The organism is Rhizobium mongolense USDA 1844 (genome assembly GCF_000419765.1).
Lineage (GTDB): Bacteria > Pseudomonadota > Alphaproteobacteria > Rhizobiales > Rhizobiaceae > Rhizobium > Rhizobium mongolense.
Genome location: NZ_ATTQ01000009.1, coordinates 108,248 through 124,236, shown reverse-complemented (window position 1 = coordinate 124,236; position 15,989 = coordinate 108,248). Strand labels below are relative to the sequence as shown.

Genomic DNA, 15,989 nt, shown 5'->3' with positions numbered 1-15,989 from the left:
GCGGTGGCGGATAGAAGTTGATTTCGCGCGAAGCGTCAACTTACCTGCTAACATAATATCGATTAGAAGCTGCTGAAACTGCTTTCACACCGCCGCTTGCTTTGATCTGCGGTCAACCGACATTGTTCGTCCGGGCAACGAAGTCTGCAAGATGCGGCACGTAATCCTCAGGACCGTTGCCGCCGCCTGCCACTGCCGCGGCATAGGAGTTCTTCACCGCACTCGCAAGCGGCGTGGCAACCGTCGCGTCATTTGCCATGGATTCCAGATATTTCAGATCCTTATACGCATTCGAAAGCGTGAAGCGATGCGCATTTCGGTTACCTTCCAGAGCATAACCCATGAAGGTCTGGTAAAATCCGCTGTCCATGCGCCCGCCCCGGATGACACTGTCGAAGCGTTCCACGGAGATTCCGACCTTGCGGGAAAGTGCCAGAGCCTCGGCAAAGAGAGCTCCCATGCCCAACGAAATGAAATTGTTGAGCAGCTTCATGCGATGACCGTCGGCGACCCCGCCGATATGGACGATCTTCGCCGCCCAGGTCGATATCACCGGCCGAATCCGTTGGAATGTCGCATCATCGGCACCGACCATGCAGTCCAAGGTCCCCTCCCACGCCTCCTTCGGCGTCCGGCTAAGCGGTGCGTCGGCAAAATAGACTTTCTGCGCCGCAAGCGTTTCGGCAAGACGCATTGTCACCGTTGGATCCCCGGTCGAGCAGTCGACAATCACCGTTTCCGGGGCAAGGGCCGGCCGCATTTCCTCGATAACGGACGACACTTCCTTCGAGCTTGTGAGGCACAGAAAGATCATGGTCGAATTTTTCGCAAGCTCCGTAAGCGAATGGGCCTCGCGGGCGCCGCGGCCGAGCAGGTCTTCGACCGGTTTGCGATTGCGGTGCGCGATCACCGTCAGCGGAAAGCCTTTTTCGACGATGTTCTTCGCAATACCGTGCCCCATCAGCCCAACACCGATAAATCCGACTTTCTCCTCGATTTCAGCCATTTCTCTCTCCCGTCCAATCGTTTTGAAGTTCCACCGCCGACGCGGCCTAGGGAAGGTTGAAGCGTTTGCGCAAGTCATCGACCTGTTCTGCGGTCAGCATCCTTTTGGCGTGATGCTGCAGCATGAGGAAAAGCTTTGCAGTTTCTTCAAGCTCTTCGGCGGCGAACTGGGCGTTTGCAAGCGTCGTGCCGGCGACGACCGGCCCATGATTGGCAAGCAGCATGGCGTGATGACGCCCGGCGAGCGACCGGACCGCGTCTGCGAGCGCCGTATCCCCGGGCGCGAAATAGGGAACAAGCGGCAGGCGTCCGACACGCATGACGTAATAGGCGGTCAAGGGCGGCAGGACATCCTCAGGATCGATGTCGCGCAGAATGCTGACGGCTGTTGCATGGCTCGAATGGAGATGGACGACGGCGCCGGCATCACCGCGCTCGCCATACATCGAAAAATGGAGAAATGCTTCCTTGGTCGGCGCGTCGCCGGACAGGAGTTTGCCCGAGGCGTCGAAGAGGGAAAGGCGGGCCGGGTCAAGAGACCCCATCGAGGCATTGGTCGGCGTCATCAGCCAACCGCCGTCGGAAAGACGAACCGAAATATTGCCTGTCGAGCCGGAGGTCAGCCCGCGCTCGAACAGCGACTGCCCCGTACGGCATATCTCTTCGCGCAGGCGGTTAATCTCGTGCATCCGACCTCTCCGTTTCAAGCTGCGCCCAGGCTTTCAGGAAGAAATCCGGAGCGCCGAAATTGCCGGATTTCAAAGCCAGCACAATGTCCGGACCGCTTAGGCTGCGGGTCCATGGCACGCCTGGATCGATTTCAGGGCCGATCGAAAGCGTCTTGACGCCGAGCGCAGTGATCACCGCGCCTGACGTTTCTCCGCCGGCAATGAGAAAACGGGTAAAGCCCTTCTGCTTCAGTCGCTCGGCAACCTCGGCCAGCGTCTTTTCGACAAGCGCTCCGGACTCGTGCCGTCCCATGGCCGCCTGGATGCTCTGAAGCTCCTCCGGACTGGCGCTGGAATAAACGAGCGGCAGCCGGTCCTTGTCTTGCGAAATCACCCAGTCGGCGATGTCTGCCGCGCTCTGGCTTCCATCGGCAATCGCCGAAATATCAAGCCTTAGAACTGCCGCAGCGTCATTGCGGGCAACCTCGATCTGGACACGGGTTGCAAGCGAGCAGGATCCGGCCAGGACGACCCGGCGTCCTGCCGGAGCCATCATGCGGGTCATGGCCTTGCGGACCGGCAATTTTTTGCGTTTTCTGAAATTTTCAGGCAACCCCATGGCTACGCCGGAGCCGCCCGTGACAAGCTTCATGCCGTCGCAGGCCGCCCCGATAGCGCGCAGATCGGCATCCGACAATGTATCGACAACGAGGATGCGCTTTCCTGCCGCCTGCTGCTGCACAAAAGCCGCCCGGATGGCGTCTTCGCCCCTGGCGATCACCGGCCAATCGATAAGACCGACCGGCCGTCTTGTCTGCCGCTTGAGGACGCGGACGAGATCGGGATCGTGCATCGGCGTTAAGGGATGGTCCTTCAGAGGGCTTTCCGACAGGAGCCGGTCGCCGACAAAAAGATGCCCCTTATAGACGGTGCGGCCGGTTGCAGGAAAGGATGGACAGGCAATCGTCAGTTCGCCTCCCGTCAGATCCTGAAGCGCGTCGGCGACCGGCCCGATATTGCCGTCATCGGTGGAATCGAACGTCGAGCAATATTTGAACAGCAGTTGCTCTGCGCCGGCGGCAAGCAGCTTGCCGGCCGCCGCCGTCGATGCCCTGACGGCTTCTTCTGCAGGGATCGTTCTCGATTTGAGCGCAACGACCACCGCATCCGCATCGCCAAAATCAGTTCCCTCCTCCGGCAATCCGATCACTTGCAGGGTCTTCATGCCTTCACGCGACAGCATGAGGCAAAGATCGGTGGCTCCGGTGATGTCGTCGGCTACTGCACCGATTAGCACATCATTACTCCTGCCTGTTTGCGTTGAATGTCTGGGCTGACGAAGTGTCAAATTCCCCGATGAAAAATAGAACTTGCAATCCATTCCGCCGATAAGCTAACCATAGAGTGGCAGCGCTGTCATTAGTTTTTCGCGGATCACGATTCAAGCCGATTCCGCGCGGAATGAATGCAACAATGGATTTCGAACATGAGCGAAGCGGTTAACCTGAGGGTCTGCGTCATCGGTCTCGGATCGATGGGTTTTGGCGTCGCGACATCACTGCTGAAAAAAGGCTTTAAGGCCCGCGGCTACGACATCAGCGCCGAAACGACGGCACGCTTCGTCGCAGCAGGCGGCAAAGGGGCTGCAAGTCCAGCCGAAGCAGCTGACGGCGCCGATGTTGTCGTGACCGTGGTCGTCAATGGCGCCCAGACAGAACAGGTTCTATTTGGTGAGGGCGGTGCGGCGCGGAGCATGTCGAAGGGCGGCACGATCCTTTCCTTTGCAACGATGGCGCCGCAGGCGGCCGAAGATCTGGCGCAGCGCGCCGGCACGCTTGGTCTGAACTATATTGATGGGCCGATCAGCGGCGGCGCAAAGCGCGCCGCTGCCGGGGAACTCACGATAATGGCATCGGGACGACCCGAAGCTTTCAACCATGTGCGCCCCGTGCTCGATGCGATCGCCACGACGGTCTACGAACTCGGAGACCGGGCCGGCATCGGATCATCCTTCAAGATCGTCAACCAGCTCCTTGCCGGCGTTCATATCGCGGCCGCCTGTGAAGCGATAACCTTTGCCAAGGCGCTCGGCCTTGATATCGACAAGATCTATGAGGTCATCACAGCGTCGGCGGGCAATTCCTGGATGTTCGAAAACCGCGTTCCGCACATCCTTCAAGGTGATTATTCCCCCCAGAGCGCCGTCGATATTTTCACGAAGGACCTTGGCATCGTGTCGGATCTGGGACGCGGGTTGAAGTTTCCGCTGCCGATCACGTCCACGGCACTTCAGATGTTCATCATGACGGCTGCAGCCGGCATGGGCCGGGACGATGATGCCTCCGTCGCAAGGCTGATCGCAAAGGTGACGGGCATTGAGCTTCCCGGCGGGCCGGAGGCTGCGTGATGCCGCAATTTGCCGCAAATCTTACGATGATGTTCAACGAGGTGGCGTTTTTGGAACGGTTTGCGGCAGCCGCAATGGTCGGCTTTTCCGCCGTCGAGTTCCTGTTTCCCTATGACCACCCGCCGGAGGTCATCGGCGAGCGCCTGCGGGAAAACGGACTGACGCCTGCACTCTTCAATTTGCCGCCAGGAAACTGGCAGGCCGGCGAACGCGGCCTTGCTGCGCTCGACGGCCGGCAGAGCGAATTTCGAACCTCGGTGGATACAGCCTTGCGATACGCCCGAAGCGCAGGCGCCCGCACGCTGCATGTCATGAGCGGTCTGGCCTCGCGCAGGGATCCGGCCACGATTGCGATTTACCGCGACTCTCTGGCATTCGCCTGCGATCGGGCAGGCGAAAGCGGCATCGACATCGTCATCGAGCCGATCAACCCACGGGACATGCCGGGATATTTTCTCAACAACTTCGACTTTGCTGCCGACATCATCACTGCATTGAAGAAGCCAAACCTGAAGCTGCAATTCGACATCTATCATCGTCAGATCATTCACGGCGACGTGCTCACGGGGCTCCGGCGGCTGATGCCGCTCATCGGCCACGTACAGATTGCTTCGGTGCCGCTGCGCAACGAGCCCGCAACCGGTGAGCTTGACGATTTTCGTCTGCTCAAAGAGCTGGATGTTCTCGGCTACAAAGGGTTCGTCGGCTGCGAGTATCGTCCTGCAGGCAAGACGGTGGCAGGTCTTAGCTGGCTTGATGCGTTTGCAAGCCGCTGAGAAGAGCTGCGGCAATCAAACGTCGGTCTCGTGAGCTGGCCCTTGATGTATGGGCCAGTGAACGTCTGGAGTTGATGCCCGCCTGCGGGCTGAAGCAGGAGGATCTAATGCAGCAAAAACAGCGTCTGCCGGCAAGGAAAAGCAAGGTGACCGTGAGGGATATCGCCCTTCGCGCCGGCGTGGGCGAATCGACCGTCTCGCGGATCATGCGCAACAAGGGGCCGGTCGCAGAGGAAACGCGCCGGCGGGTGATGGAGGCCGTTCGGGCGACGGGTTATGTCCCCAACCGGATTGCCGGTTCGCTTGCCTCGCTCGATTCCCATCTGGTTGGCGTCGTCGTTCCCTCACTGTCCAACATCGTCTTTCCCGAAGTTCTGCAAGGCGTCCATGCCGCCTTGCGCGGCAGCGACTACCAACCCGTCATCAGCATTACGGGCTACGACATTGATCTGGAGGAAACGATCGTTCGCGGACTGCTCTCATGGAAGCCCGCAGCCATCCTGATTGCCGGCTTCGATCATACCCCGGCAACCCACCGCATGCTTTCTGAAAGCGGCATCCGCATTGTCGAGATGATGGACATCGATTCGACGCCGATCGACATCGCCGTCGGCATGTCGCATCGGCGTGCCGGCTACGCCACCGGCCAATACCTCATCGAGCGCGGATACCGCCAGTTCGGATATGTCGGTCATGACTGGAACGCCGACAGGCGGGCCCGGCTGCGCTACGACGGGATTTGTGACGCATTGGGCGACGCGGGATTACGAATTGCCGCCCACGCGATCGCCGATGCGCCGAGTTCCGTCGGTGTCGGACGGGAGATGACGGCACGTCTTTTCGTCGAGCCGGTGAAGCTCGATGTGATCATCTATTCCAACGACGACATGGCGGTCGGAGGTGTCTTCCAGTGCCTTGGTGCCGGCGTGCGCATGCCCGACGATCTTGCCATTTTTGGCTTCAATGGCCTGGATATTGGCCGCGAACTGCCGCAGCCTCTTGCAACGGTGCGCTCGAACCGCTTCCTGATTGGACGCACATCAGTGGAAAAGGCCTTCGAAACGCCGGAACGGCCGCAAACGAAATCAATCGTCGATACAGGCTTCGAGATTTTTCCAGGCGCCACCGCTTAAGGCCGTGAAGCCCGCCATGTTCTTCAATAGGTGGCACGCCCGCCCGACAGGTCGAATGTCGAGGCTGTGGTAAAGCTGTTTTCCTTGGACACCAGCCAGGCGACCATGGACGCTGCCTCCTCGACCTTCAAAAAGCGGCCGCGCGGGATACGCGAGCGCATGTATTCGATGAACTCCGGCGTCAGCTGTTCCAGAATCCGCGTCTGAGCGGTTGCGGGCGTAATGCAGTTGACGGCGATGTCGTAGCCGGCAAGCTCCTTGCCCAGCGATTTGGTAAGCCCTATGACGCCTGCCTTCGAGGCGGAATAGGCTGCAGCGTTCGGATTGCCCTCCTTGCCTGCGATCGAGGCGATATTGACGATGCGACCGTAGTTGCGCGCCTTCATATCCGGGACCACTGCGCGGTTGACATAGAAGGTGCCGGTGAGATTGATATCGATGATTTTCGTCCACATGGCGATGTCATAGGTGTCAACCGGCGCTGCATCTCCGGCGATGCCGGCGGAATTGACGACGATCGAAACCGGTGGGCCATCGGTGGTCGTGGCGGCATAGGCAGCCTCGACCTGGTCCCAGCGTGAGATATCGGCGACGGCGCTGCGAGTTCCTGCGCCAAGCGCAGCCTCCGCCTTTTCGAGCAACGGCCTATCCATGTCCCAAAGTGTTACCGCCGCACCGGAGGCAATCAGACGGCTGGCGATGGCAAAACCAATGCCCTGGGCACCCCCTGTGACGATCGCATGCTGTCCTTCCAGATCAATCCTGTTCATCCGCCCCTCTCTCTCACGAACTGACAGTCAAATTTCGTCATTCCTTCACCGCGCCGGTCATCGACGAGACATAGTAGTCGACGAAGAACGAATAGAGGATCACGACGGGCAGCGAGCCGAACAAAGCCCCGGCCATCAGCGATCCCCATTCGAACACGTCGCCGCGCACCAGCTCGGTCAAAACACCGACGGGAATGGTCTTGTTTTCCGACGACTGAATGAATGTGAGCGCATAGATGAACTCGTTCCACGAGAGCGTGAAGGCGAAAATGCCGGCCGATATCAACCCGGGCACGGCAAGCGGCAGGATGACCTTCACCAGGATCTGCCAGCGGTTGGCGCCGTCGACCAACGCGCTTTCCTCGAGCTCGAAAGGGATCGACCGGAAATAGCCCATCAGCAACCAGGTGCAGAACGGGATCAGGAAGGTCGGATAGGTAAAGATCAGCGCCAGCCTGGAATCGTAGATGCCGAGCTTGAAGACGATGAAGGCCAGCGGGATGAAGAGGATCGATGGCGGCACGAGATAGGCGAGAAAAATAAGGAGCCCGACCGGGCGCGATCCGGTAAAGCGCACGCGCTCGATTGCGTAAGCGCCGAAAACGGATGCTGCAAGCGACAGCACCGTCGATCCGACCGCAACCAGCATCGTGTTCCAGAGCCAGCCCGGATAGGAGGTTTCAAGGAACAGATATTTGATGTGGTCTAGCGTCGGCTCGACCACCCAGAAGGGGCTGTAGTTGTTGTAATCGGTCAGCTGCGAGTTCGGTTTGACGGCGGTGATCGCCATCCAATAGAACGGAAAGAGCAACACGAAGACGAAGACCGCCATCGGCAGATAGAGCATGACGATGCGCCGTGGCAGGCGGTTGAGATAACTCATCCCCTGAACGTTGTCGGTCAGAACCTGATCGGTCGTGTTGGCGTTCATGATTGTCTCCCGAGCGTTAATCCTGGCCGCCCTGCTGCCATTTGCGGCGCTGCAGACCGAAGAAGCTGAACATGATGGCGGCAAGCAGGAAGGGGATCATCGCGACCGCAATGGCAGCTCCCTCGCCCAACTGGCCGCCCGGAATGCCGCGCTGGAAGGACAGCGTCGCCATCAGGTGCGTTGCATTGACCGGCCCGCCTTTGGTCAGCACGTAGATCAGTTGGAAATCGGTGAAGGTAAAAAGCACCGAAAACGTCATCACGACGGCGATGATCGGCGTCAGCATCGGCAGCGTCACATAGCGGAACCGCTGCCAGCTGGTTGCGCCGTCGAGCGAGGCGGCTTCCTGCAGCGAGGCGGGAATGGTCTGCAGGCCGGCGAGCAGCGAGATGGCAACGAACGGAATGCCGCGCCAGACATTGGCGATAATCACCGAGATCCGCGCATTGGTGGGATCGCCGAGAAAATTGATCGGTCCATCAATCAGCCCCATCTGCATCAGCGACCAGGAAAGGATCGAGAATTGCGAATCGTAGATCCACCAGAAAGCCAGCCCCGACAGCACCGTCGGAACGACCCATGGAAGCAGGACGATAGCGCGGAAGAAGGACTTGAACGGCAGGTGCTGATTGAGAAGCAGCGCCAGCCAGAGGCCAAGCACGAATTTTAAGACGGAGGCAACGAACGTATAAAGCAGGGTGTTGAAGACCGAGAGCCAGAAAACGGAATCGCTGGCAAGGAACTGATAGTTCTCAAGGCCGATGAAGATACCGTCGCGACCAATCCGAGTGTCGGTGAAGCCGAGCCAGACACCCAGTCCGAGCGGGTAGGTGAGGAAACATACGAGAAAGATGGCCGCCGGCAGCATGAACAAGAAGCCGAGCATGTTGTTGTTCTGCATGAGCGATGCGACCCGGCCGCGCGTCGTATCCCCGGATGTCACGGTCGACATGGTTCTATCTCCTGATGGACAATCGCAGCATGCCGTCGCCGGCATGCTGCAGACCTTTAAGCGGGCTTAAACCCGGTAGTAGCGGTTTGCCCTGCGCTCGGCTTCTTTCATCGCGTCTTCCGGCGTCATCTGGTCTGTTACAGCAACGGCGAACATGTCGACGAGCACGTAGTCGGCCATAGTGCCTGCCGAAGCATAGCCGAGGGGGCCCGCATAACCGTTCGGCCGCAGCGTCTCCGAAGCACGCGCATAGGGCGCATGGATCGGATCGGACGTCCAGACGGGATTGTCGGCAAAGGCCTTCAGCGGCTGGCAGCAATAGGCGCTGGAACCTGTAATCCAAGCATTCATCTGGTCGGCTTCCATCATGAACTTGATGTAGGCTTTTGCAGCTTCCGGGTACTCGGTATGGCTGAAGAGAAGCAGCGAGCTCGTCTGGTGCAGCTCGACGCTCTTGCCGACCGGACCAATCGGGAAGTTCGTGGTTCTCATGTCTGCGGCGATTTCGGCAAGCTTTGGATCTTTTTTCGCCGCATAGTAGACTGACACACCGTTTGCGATCAGCGAAACCTGCCCGGCGAGGAATGCCCGGTTGTTGTTGATGTCCTGCCAGCTTTCCGTGCCAGGGATGAAGGTTGCATAGAGTTCCTTCGCATAGTTGATGGCAGCCAGCGTTTCGGGGCTGTTGATGGTCACCTTGCCGCTTTCGTCCACCATCTTGCCGCCATGACTCCAAAGCAGCCAATGGGCATAATTGTTGCCGTCGCCGACCGCCTTGCCATGCGGGAAGCCGGCGGGCGTGCCCTTGGCCTTCATTGCCTTGCAAAGTTCCAGAAAGCCGGCCGTATCCTTCGGGAACTCGCTGAAGCCGGCCGCCTTCACATGGCTGTCGCGGTACACGACGGCATTGCCGATCGCCGTGAGCGGCATAGCGATGAACTTGTCGTCGCGGGTTGCATAGCCGCGGACACCGTCATACCAGCCGCCGTACTTGTTGCCGAGATAGTTCGCAAGTTCGGTCAGGTCGACGAGTTTGTCGGGATACTGATGGGCGTCGTCGAACCAGCACATCACCATGTCCGGACCGGAGCCGACATTGGCGGCAACGGCAGCCTTCGGACGGATATCTTCCCAGCTTTCCTTGTCGACGCGAACCTCGACGCCGGTCGCCTCGGTGAACTTCTTGGTGTTGGCAAGCCAGGCATCCTCGTCTCCCTTGACGAAGGGCGTCCAGCGAAGAAGCCTGAGGCTTGCGCCTTCTTCCGGCTTGTAGCTCGGTTCGGCCTGGGCGAAAGACGGTCGGACCCCGAACGGCGAAAGGCCCGCGATACCGGCCGCGGCCGCCGACGCGGCAAGAAAATCACGTCTTTTGATTGTCATAATACTCCTCCTTGAAAAGCGGGAGCGAATTCTCCGGCGTTCACCTTCCCGCGTGGCGAACGACGGTCATCGCATCGGCGGATGAGCAGGGAAGGCTCCTCTTCTTCCCGGCCTCCGCTGAAGCGTTATCAGGCACTCAATCTCTGTCCGCTTTCGGCATCGAAGAGATGCACATGCGACGCGTCGATCGAGACGCGCAACGTCTCGCCGGGGCGCGCGTTGACGCGTTCGCGGAAGACACAACTGACATCAGCGCCCCCGAACCTCACGATCAGCTGCGTTTCGTAGCCGGTCGGCTCGATGACGACGATCTCAGCCGGCAGACCATTGGCATCGAGCGCGATATATTCCGGGCGCAACCCATAGATCAGATCGCGTCCCTTTGCCCCGGCAGGCGGATTTGCAACCGGCAGGGCCGTTCCGTCCGACGCAATGAACTGGTTGGCGTTGTCCGGATTGAGCCGGCCCTTGAACATGTTCATCGCCGGCGAGCCGATGAAGCCTGCGACAAAGAGGTTCGCCGGATTGTCGTAGAGATCGAGCGGCGCGCCAACCTGTTCCACGACGCCGTCATGCATGACGACGATCTTGTCGGCCATCGTCATCGCCTCGATCTGATCGTGGGTGACATAGACGGTCGTTGTGCTAAGGCGCTGGTGGAGCTCCTTGATCTCGGCACGCATTGCGACGCGGAGTTTGGCGTCGAGGTTGGAGAGCGGTTCGTCAAAGAGGAACACCTGCGGATCGCGCACGATCGCCCGGCCCATGGCGACGCGCTGCCGCTGACCGCCGGAAAGCTGGCGTGGATAGCGGTCGAGAAGTTTGGTGAGGCCGAGGATCCCGGCGGCCTTGTTCACGCGCTGGTCCATGTCCGCCTTCGGCGCACGTTTGAGCATCAGCGAAAACGCCATGTTCTGGGCGACCGTCATGTGCGGATAAAGCGCATAGTTCTGAAAGACCATGGCGATGTCGCGCTCTCCCGGCGCCAGCCCGTTGACGACGCGGCTGCCGATGCGGATTTCCCCGGCGGATATGTTTTCGAGCCCGGCGAGCATTCTCAAAAGCGTGGATTTTCCGCATCCGGACGGCCCGACCAGGATCACGAACTCCCCGTCGGCAATCTCGATGTTCACACCCTTGATGACTGGGAACGCCCCGAATGATTTCCTGACATCGACAAACTCGACAGCTGCCATAAAAGTCCCTCCCAGACCTTGTCTTCGCCTTCGGCCCTCATCTGCCCGGCTATCCCTGCTCCAGGATAACACCGCCAGGGCGCCGGCCAATTCAACTTCGTTATGCCTATCCCCTGCCCACGAGGGGCATTTTTGTCGCCATCACAGTCATGGTCAGCACGTTTGCCTCCAACGGCAGGCTTGCCATATAGACGACGGCGCGGGCGATATGCTCGGACGGGATCGTCGGCTCGCTCGCAATCTCTCCATTCGCCTGCAGCACCCCCGAGCTCATCTTCGACGTCATATCCGTTGCGGCATTGCCGATATCGATCTGGCCGCAGGCGATATCGTATGGCCGTCCGTCGAGTGCGGCCGATTTCGTCAAACCGGTGATCGCATGTTTTGTCGCCGTATAAGGAGCGGAATTCGGCCTCGGCGTCGTGGCGGAAATCGATCCGTTGTTGATGATGCGGCCGCCGCGCGGCTCCTGCGATTTCATCAACCTGAAAGCCTGCTGCGTGCATAGAAAGGCGCCGGTAAGGTTGGCCGCAACCACCCCGCTCCACTGATCGAAGCTGACGTCCTCCAGCGGGATCGCCGGAATATTGCTGCCGGCATTGTTGACGAGAAGGTCGAGCCTGCCGAACTCGGCTTTGATCCGACCAAAAAGGTCTGCCACCTGATCGGCAAGGCCGATATCGCAGGTCATCGCCCGGACCGTCCCGCCGGTTTCGGCAGCAAGCTCGGCGGCGGCTTTTTCCAGAACGTCGCTCCGGCGGCCGGTAATGACGACGACATAGCCTTCAGCGCTCAAGGTCCCGGCGATGCTGCGGCCGATGCCGGTGCCACCGCCGGTGACGAGCGCGATCTTGCCTTTCTGCAGGGTTGCGGATTGCGGCATCTCAGATTTTACCCCCGAGTTCGTCGTCTATGTGGATCTTGATGATCTCGTCGAAATTGGCTTCGGCCTTGAAACCGAGCGCGGTGGCGCGCTGCGCATCGAAGTCCGTCGCCCAGCCGGAAACAATCGCACGAACGGCGGGGTCGGCCTCGCGGCGGATGAGCTTGACCGCCTTGTCGCCGGCAACGCGGCGCAGCGCCTCGATCTCTTCGCCGACGAGCGCGGAAAGGCCGGGCATGGTCAGATTGCGGCGCGGCCCGATCTTGCTGGTGTCGATCCGCGCGGCATGGACGAAGAAGCCGACCGCCGAACGGGGGCTTGCAAACCAGTGGCGGACGTTCTCGTCGACGGGGAGCACCGCCTCCTGGCCGACCAGCGGCTCGCGCAGGATATTGGAAAAAAAGCCGGAGGCCGCCTTGTTGGGCTTGCCTGGGCGAATGCAGATCGTCGGAAGGCGGATGCCGATGCCGTCGAAAATGCCACGGCGTGAATAATCGGCCAACAGGAGCTCGCAGATTGCCTTTTGCGTCCCGTAGCTCGTCAGCGGCGTCGTGAAGAAATCATCGCTGATCTTCTCCGGGAAGGGCTGGCCGAAGACGGCGATGGATGACGCAAAGATCAGGCGCGGGGTGTAAGGCTCTTTTTGGCCTTCGTACCGGATCGCCTCAAAGAGCGAGCGCGTGCCGTCGAGATTGACGCGGTAGCCTTTGTCGAAATCCGCCTCGGCCTCGCCGGACACGATTGCCGCGAGATGGAAGATCAGATCCGGTCGCAAGGCGGCAAGCGTGGCTGCGGCGCCGGCATCCGAGAGATCCAGCGCCAGCGCGTTGGAAACGGAGGCAAGTGCGGCAGGCACCGGCGGAGCAACGACATCGACGAGCGTGAGCCTGTCGATGCCTGGGCCGAGCGCTTCGGCGTTGGAGCCGAGCTTTTCCACGAGTTTGCGTCCGATCATGCCGGCTGCGCCGATAACCATCACATGCATATCAGGCAAATCTCCTCATGCTGTTCGGCTCACGCCGGACTGCCGGCGCTCAAAAGAGCCCTGGTCGTTTCGTAAATACGCGTCAGATGATGGCGAAACGCGGCGATTACGGCGTCCCGGTCATGCCGTTCAAGAGCCTCGACGATCGCAACGTGATCGGCGTAGCTGGCCTTAATGGCGCCCGGCTGGGACATGGCGTTGCGCCGGTAGTCCATCATGTAGGTGTATAGATCGGTGACGAAGTCGGCGAGCAGCGGGTTTCCGCAGGCGCGATAGATTGCGACGTGGAATTCACGGTCACAGATGAGAAAGCGCATTGCATCGTCTCCACCCAGACGCTGCGCTTCGATGAGGCCCTGCAGCTTTTTCAGCGTTTCGGCGTCTATCCTTTCGGCGGCATCGCCGACGACCTTGAGTTCGATATGTAGGCGCGCCGCATGAACCGATTCCAAATCGTAACTGTCGATGGCGTTAGGGGATGCGATGGTGACGGTGATGTGGCTGAGGTCGACCTTGCCGACGCGGCTGCGGCTGCCGTGCGAGACTTCGATGATGCCTTGGGCGGCAAGCATCTGGATTGCGCCGCGCACCGTTTCCCGGCTCACATGAAGAACATTGGCAAGCTCGCGCTCACCCGGCAGCTCGTCGCCCGGCCGCAGCATGTTCGTGGCAATCAGGACCATCAGCTTTTCAGCGATGACGTCGCGCGCCGTCTGGCGGGCGAGGCTTCGCCCGACATTCGGTACCTGCGTCAAGATCGGGCTCTCGTCCATGGTCCCCATCGCTCACTGATCCACTGGTTGGTCCAGCAGATCAGTTGAGTAAAGGTTACCGCAGGTCAGCCGTCAAGAGACATTCGTCGCCGCAGTGCAGCATTGGGGGTGCGCGCAGCGAAACGGCGCGCACCGGGTACTGGCGGGATCACTGAGTGGCGCATAAGGGCGCCGCGTTCCCGGCTTTTTAGCGCATCGCGCGGCCGCTTAGTGAAGGCCGCTCGACTGCGAATGGTGGCCTCCGTGCCGCGATATGCCCGCAAGAGCTGCGCCGGCCGACGTTTTTTCGGCGACTGTGGCCAGATCGCCCAGCGACAATATGCCGACCAGCCGCTTGTCCCGATTGACCACCGGAATGCGCCTGATCTGTTGATCGGCAAGGTTCTTGCAGACCTCGTCGGTGTCCTGATCATCAAAGCAGTATCTGACTTCGGACGTCATGATATCGCCGACCTTCGCCTCAGGTCCCTGCCCCTGAGCAATGGCGCGTACCGCGATGTCGCGATCCGTCAGCATGCCAACGAGCCGGTCATTATCCTCGACGGGCACAACGCCGGCGTCGAGTTCGGCCATGATCCTTGCCGCTTCCTGTATCGTGTCACCCGGCCTGATGAGCCGGACGTCGCGCGTCATCACTTCGCTCACTTTCATGATTTTTATCCTCCGCCTTGTATGGATTTCTACAGAAGTCCAACGTATCTGGCTCGGCAATGTTCCAAGCGTCATCGATTAACGTCCCTGTCAGCAATCTGGACGCTCACGCCAGGCAAATACCCGCACATAGACGTTCACGGCCGTTTTCTTTGCGAATGACGAAACAATTGCAGCCAATTGCAGTTGTGCTCTTTGAGAAGGATGTCCGGGCTTCGACCGGCCCCTTGCAAAGGAGGGTGTCAATATGAGCACCACCGGTCTCGATGTCTTCGACAAGACACTGCAAACTACCAATATCTGGCTGAACGAAATCATGGCCGACCATGGCCCCGACCGGCACGTCGCATGGCATATTCTGGGCGCCGTCCTGAGGGCCTTGCGCGACAGGCTCTCGCCGGACCTTGCGGCCCATCTCGGCGCAGAACTGCCGCTCATCGTTCGTGGCATCTATTACGATCAGTATCGACCTTCCCAGATGCCGGACAAGATGCGTTCACGCGATGAATTCCTCGAGCGTGTCGCCGAAGGGCTAAAATCCATTCGTCCGGTCGATCCCGCCGATGCGGCGAAATCGGTTTTCCACGTTCTTGCCCGTCATATCGATCTCGGCCAATCGGCGAAGGTGCGCGACGCACTGCCCAAGGAGATTCAGGCTTTGTGGCCCGACAGCGTCGGCGTAAGATAGCGCGGAACACGGGCTGCCGCCCTTCTCGCCGGAACCTCGGGGACGCATTGCGCTGTGCGATCAGCACTTGCCAAGTCGGATCAAATGAAATCAGCTCAGCTCTGATAGGTCCCGGTAATGCTTGCCTCGTCGAGCATATGTTTCCTTGCCTCGTTCCACATCGAAACGATTCCGGCGTCACCGGGAACCGAAAGCCTCGGGACGTCGAGCGCGGCAAGGCGGAAGATATAGTGATGCGCCTGGTCGCCCCGTGGCGGCTGCGGACCGTCATAGCGCGCATTGCCGAAATCATTCCTGTAAAAGCGTGGCGCGTTTTCCGGTGCGGTATCGGCGCTTTCGGCCAGAGCATCCCAATCGGACGGGATATTGGCAATGCCGCAATGGCGGAAGGTGCCGCGCGGCGCGTCCGGGTCTTCGACGATCAAGGCAAAGCTTCTCGTTCCTTGCGGAGCCCCGCCCCACTTGAGAGGCGGAAACAGATTTTCGCCGGAGCGCGCATATTTCTTGGGAATGGGATTATCCTGTGTGAATGCCGGGCTCATCAGGGTCAGTGCCATGGCGCTTCTCCTTTCATCCTGCTGGCTCACGCGCAGCCTCTGGGGCTTTTGTGTTGAAGCAAGATCAACCTGAAGGCAGCGGTATTGTTCCCCGGCCGCTGGCTTTTCCGCAGCTTTGTCTTGAGGATTATCGGTAGCCGTTGGCAGTAGCGCTTCGAGATACGGCCCGGTCACGGTGAAAGACACCGCCACGCTCGGCCTGTCTAGTAATCTCGCCTGCCGCCGCCTTAGGCT

17 protein-coding genes are annotated in these 15,989 nt (G+C 59.9%); 4 read left to right on the top strand and 13 right to left on the bottom strand.

All coding sequences use genetic code 11. The features are described 5' to 3' along the window. Positions 1 to 112: 112 nt before the first annotated feature. Genes A3C3_RS0118930 through otnK form a run of 3 tightly spaced genes read right to left on the bottom strand, consistent with a single transcriptional unit; the run spans position 113 to position 2,970 of the window. On the bottom strand, positions 113 to 1,006 hold the full coding sequence (locus A3C3_RS0118930) for an NAD(P)-dependent oxidoreductase (protein WP_022716152.1): 894 nt from the start codon (positions 1,004 to 1,006) through the stop codon (positions 113 to 115). A gap of 46 nt (positions 1,007 to 1,052) precedes the next feature. Then, positions 1,053 to 1,694, bottom strand: coding sequence for a 3-oxo-tetronate 4-phosphate decarboxylase (gene otnC, locus A3C3_RS0118925; protein ID WP_022716151.1), 642 nt, complete (start codon positions 1,692 to 1,694; stop codon positions 1,053 to 1,055). Further along, complete coding sequence (otnK, locus tag A3C3_RS0118920; RefSeq protein ID WP_022716150.1) at positions 1,681 to 2,970, bottom strand: 3-oxo-tetronate kinase; 1,290 nt, start codon at positions 2,968 to 2,970, stop codon at positions 1,681 to 1,683. Before otnK ends, otnC begins: the two co-directional genes overlap by 14 nt. Positions 2,971 to 3,159: 189 nt before the next feature. Here otnK and ltnD point away from each other — a divergent pair, with 189 nt between their 5' ends. The 3 genes from ltnD to A3C3_RS0118905 all read left to right on the top strand — a co-directional run bounded on the left by ltnD (position 3,160) and on the right by A3C3_RS0118905 (position 5,989). Further along, positions 3,160 to 4,080: an L-threonate dehydrogenase gene (gene ltnD / locus A3C3_RS0118915; protein ID WP_028739789.1), complete on the top strand. Its 921-nt coding sequence runs from the start codon at positions 3,160 to 3,162 to the stop codon at positions 4,078 to 4,080. Beyond that, complete coding sequence (gene otnI, locus A3C3_RS0118910; RefSeq protein WP_022716148.1) at positions 4,080 to 4,856, top strand: 2-oxo-tetronate isomerase; 777 nt, start codon at positions 4,080 to 4,082, stop codon at positions 4,854 to 4,856. The genes ltnD and otnI overlap by 1 nt, the downstream gene beginning before the upstream one ends. A gap of 107 nt (positions 4,857 to 4,963) precedes the next feature. Beyond that, complete coding sequence (locus A3C3_RS0118905) at positions 4,964 to 5,989, top strand: LacI family DNA-binding transcriptional regulator (RefSeq protein ID WP_022716147.1); 1,026 nt, start codon at positions 4,964 to 4,966, stop codon at positions 5,987 to 5,989. A gap of 23 nt (positions 5,990 to 6,012) precedes the next feature. Here the strand turns inward: A3C3_RS0118905 and A3C3_RS0118900 are convergent, their stop codons facing one another. The 9 genes from A3C3_RS0118900 to A3C3_RS0118860 form a co-directional block, all read right to left on the bottom strand. After that, positions 6,013 to 6,759 carry an SDR family NAD(P)-dependent oxidoreductase gene (locus A3C3_RS0118900; protein ID WP_022716146.1) on the bottom strand — a complete coding sequence of 249 codons (747 nt, stop codon included), beginning with the start codon at positions 6,757 to 6,759 and terminating at the stop codon, positions 6,013 to 6,015. 37 nt (positions 6,760 to 6,796) lie between these two features. Then, positions 6,797 to 7,690, bottom strand: coding sequence for a carbohydrate ABC transporter permease (locus A3C3_RS0118895; RefSeq protein ID WP_022716145.1), 894 nt, complete (start codon positions 7,688 to 7,690; stop codon positions 6,797 to 6,799). Positions 7,691 to 7,706: 16 nt separating this feature from the next. Continuing rightward, the gene (locus tag A3C3_RS0118890; RefSeq protein ID WP_022716144.1) at positions 7,707 to 8,642 is read right to left on the bottom strand and encodes a carbohydrate ABC transporter permease; all 936 of its coding nucleotides are present in this window, start codon (positions 8,640 to 8,642) and stop codon (positions 7,707 to 7,709) included. Between the two features lie 66 nt (positions 8,643 to 8,708). Next, the gene (locus A3C3_RS0118885) at positions 8,709 to 10,022 is read right to left on the bottom strand and encodes an ABC transporter substrate-binding protein (protein WP_022716143.1); all 1,314 of its coding nucleotides are present in this window, start codon (positions 10,020 to 10,022) and stop codon (positions 8,709 to 8,711) included. Between the two features lie 128 nt (positions 10,023 to 10,150). Next, positions 10,151 to 11,218, bottom strand: coding sequence for an ABC transporter ATP-binding protein (locus A3C3_RS0118880; RefSeq protein WP_022716142.1), 1,068 nt, complete (start codon positions 11,216 to 11,218; stop codon positions 10,151 to 10,153). 106 nt (positions 11,219 to 11,324) lie between these two features. Continuing rightward, positions 11,325 to 12,101 carry an SDR family oxidoreductase gene (locus A3C3_RS0118875; RefSeq protein WP_022716141.1) on the bottom strand — a complete coding sequence of 259 codons (777 nt, stop codon included), beginning with the start codon at positions 12,099 to 12,101 and terminating at the stop codon, positions 11,325 to 11,327. A 1-nt stretch (position 12,102) separates the two neighbouring features. Then, entirely contained in the window at positions 12,103 to 13,086 is a 984-nt protein-coding gene (gene denD, locus A3C3_RS0118870; RefSeq protein WP_022716140.1) for a D-erythronate dehydrogenase, read from the bottom strand. 29 nt (positions 13,087 to 13,115) lie between these two features. Continuing rightward, positions 13,116 to 13,859, bottom strand: coding sequence for a FadR/GntR family transcriptional regulator (locus A3C3_RS0118865; protein ID WP_028739788.1), 744 nt, complete (start codon positions 13,857 to 13,859; stop codon positions 13,116 to 13,118). Positions 13,860 to 14,066: 207 nt separating this feature from the next. Further along, positions 14,067 to 14,510 (bottom strand): CBS domain-containing protein, encoded by a 444-nt coding sequence (locus A3C3_RS0118860; RefSeq protein ID WP_022716139.1) that lies wholly within the window; start codon positions 14,508 to 14,510, stop codon positions 14,067 to 14,069. 247 nt (positions 14,511 to 14,757) lie between these two features. On the opposite strand from A3C3_RS0118860, the gene A3C3_RS0118855 reads away from it, so the two are divergent. Continuing rightward, positions 14,758 to 15,198 (top strand): DUF2267 domain-containing protein, encoded by a 441-nt coding sequence (locus tag A3C3_RS0118855; protein WP_022716138.1) that lies wholly within the window; start codon positions 14,758 to 14,760, stop codon positions 15,196 to 15,198. Positions 15,199 to 15,293: 95 nt separating this feature from the next. Here A3C3_RS0118855 and A3C3_RS0118850 read toward each other — a convergent pair whose 3' ends face one another. Next, positions 15,294 to 15,755, bottom strand: a complete 462-nt coding sequence (locus A3C3_RS0118850; RefSeq protein WP_022716137.1) for a YbhB/YbcL family Raf kinase inhibitor-like protein — start codon at positions 15,753 to 15,755, stop codon at positions 15,294 to 15,296. Positions 15,756 to 15,989: the final 234 nt, after the last annotated feature.

What these genes read in the sequence shown, in the direction of transcription:
- A3C3_RS0118900 (WP_022716146.1), bottom strand. Translation starts at nt 6,759, where the DNA reads ATGAACAGGATTGATCTGGAAGGACAGCATGCGATCGTCACAGGGGGT.
- A3C3_RS0118860 (WP_022716139.1), bottom strand. Translation starts at nt 14,510, where the DNA reads ATGAAAGTGAGCGAAGTGATGACGCGCGACGTCCGGCTCATCAGGCCG.
- A3C3_RS0118885 (WP_022716143.1), bottom strand. Translation starts at nt 10,022, where the DNA reads ATGACAATCAAAAGACGTGATTTTCTTGCCGCGTCGGCGGCCGCGGCC.
- A3C3_RS0118930 (WP_022716152.1), bottom strand. Translation starts at nt 1,006, where the DNA reads ATGGCTGAAATCGAGGAGAAAGTCGGATTTATCGGTGTTGGGCTGATG.
- otnI (WP_022716148.1), top strand. Translation starts at nt 4,080, where the DNA reads ATGCCGCAATTTGCCGCAAATCTTACGATGATGTTCAACGAGGTGGCG.
- otnC (WP_022716151.1), bottom strand. Translation starts at nt 1,694, where the DNA reads ATGCACGAGATTAACCGCCTGCGCGAAGAGATATGCCGTACGGGGCAG.
- A3C3_RS0118890 (WP_022716144.1), bottom strand. Translation starts at nt 8,642, where the DNA reads ATGTCGACCGTGACATCCGGGGATACGACGCGCGGCCGGGTCGCATCG.
- A3C3_RS0118880 (WP_022716142.1), bottom strand. Translation starts at nt 11,218, where the DNA reads ATGGCAGCTGTCGAGTTTGTCGATGTCAGGAAATCATTCGGGGCGTTC.
- A3C3_RS0118875 (WP_022716141.1), bottom strand. Translation starts at nt 12,101, where the DNA reads ATGCCGCAATCCGCAACCCTGCAGAAAGGCAAGATCGCGCTCGTCACC.
- A3C3_RS0118850 (WP_022716137.1), bottom strand. Translation starts at nt 15,755, where the DNA reads ATGGCACTGACCCTGATGAGCCCGGCATTCACACAGGATAATCCCATT.
- denD (WP_022716140.1), bottom strand. Translation starts at nt 13,086, where the DNA reads ATGCATGTGATGGTTATCGGCGCAGCCGGCATGATCGGACGCAAACTC.
- A3C3_RS0118905 (WP_022716147.1), top strand. Translation starts at nt 4,964, where the DNA reads ATGCAGCAAAAACAGCGTCTGCCGGCAAGGAAAAGCAAGGTGACCGTG.
- ltnD (WP_028739789.1), top strand. Translation starts at nt 3,160, where the DNA reads ATGAGCGAAGCGGTTAACCTGAGGGTCTGCGTCATCGGTCTCGGATCG.
- A3C3_RS0118855 (WP_022716138.1), top strand. Translation starts at nt 14,758, where the DNA reads ATGAGCACCACCGGTCTCGATGTCTTCGACAAGACACTGCAAACTACC.
- A3C3_RS0118895 (WP_022716145.1), bottom strand. Translation starts at nt 7,690, where the DNA reads ATGAACGCCAACACGACCGATCAGGTTCTGACCGACAACGTTCAGGGG.
- A3C3_RS0118865 (WP_028739788.1), bottom strand. Translation starts at nt 13,859, where the DNA reads ATGGACGAGAGCCCGATCTTGACGCAGGTACCGAATGTCGGGCGAAGC.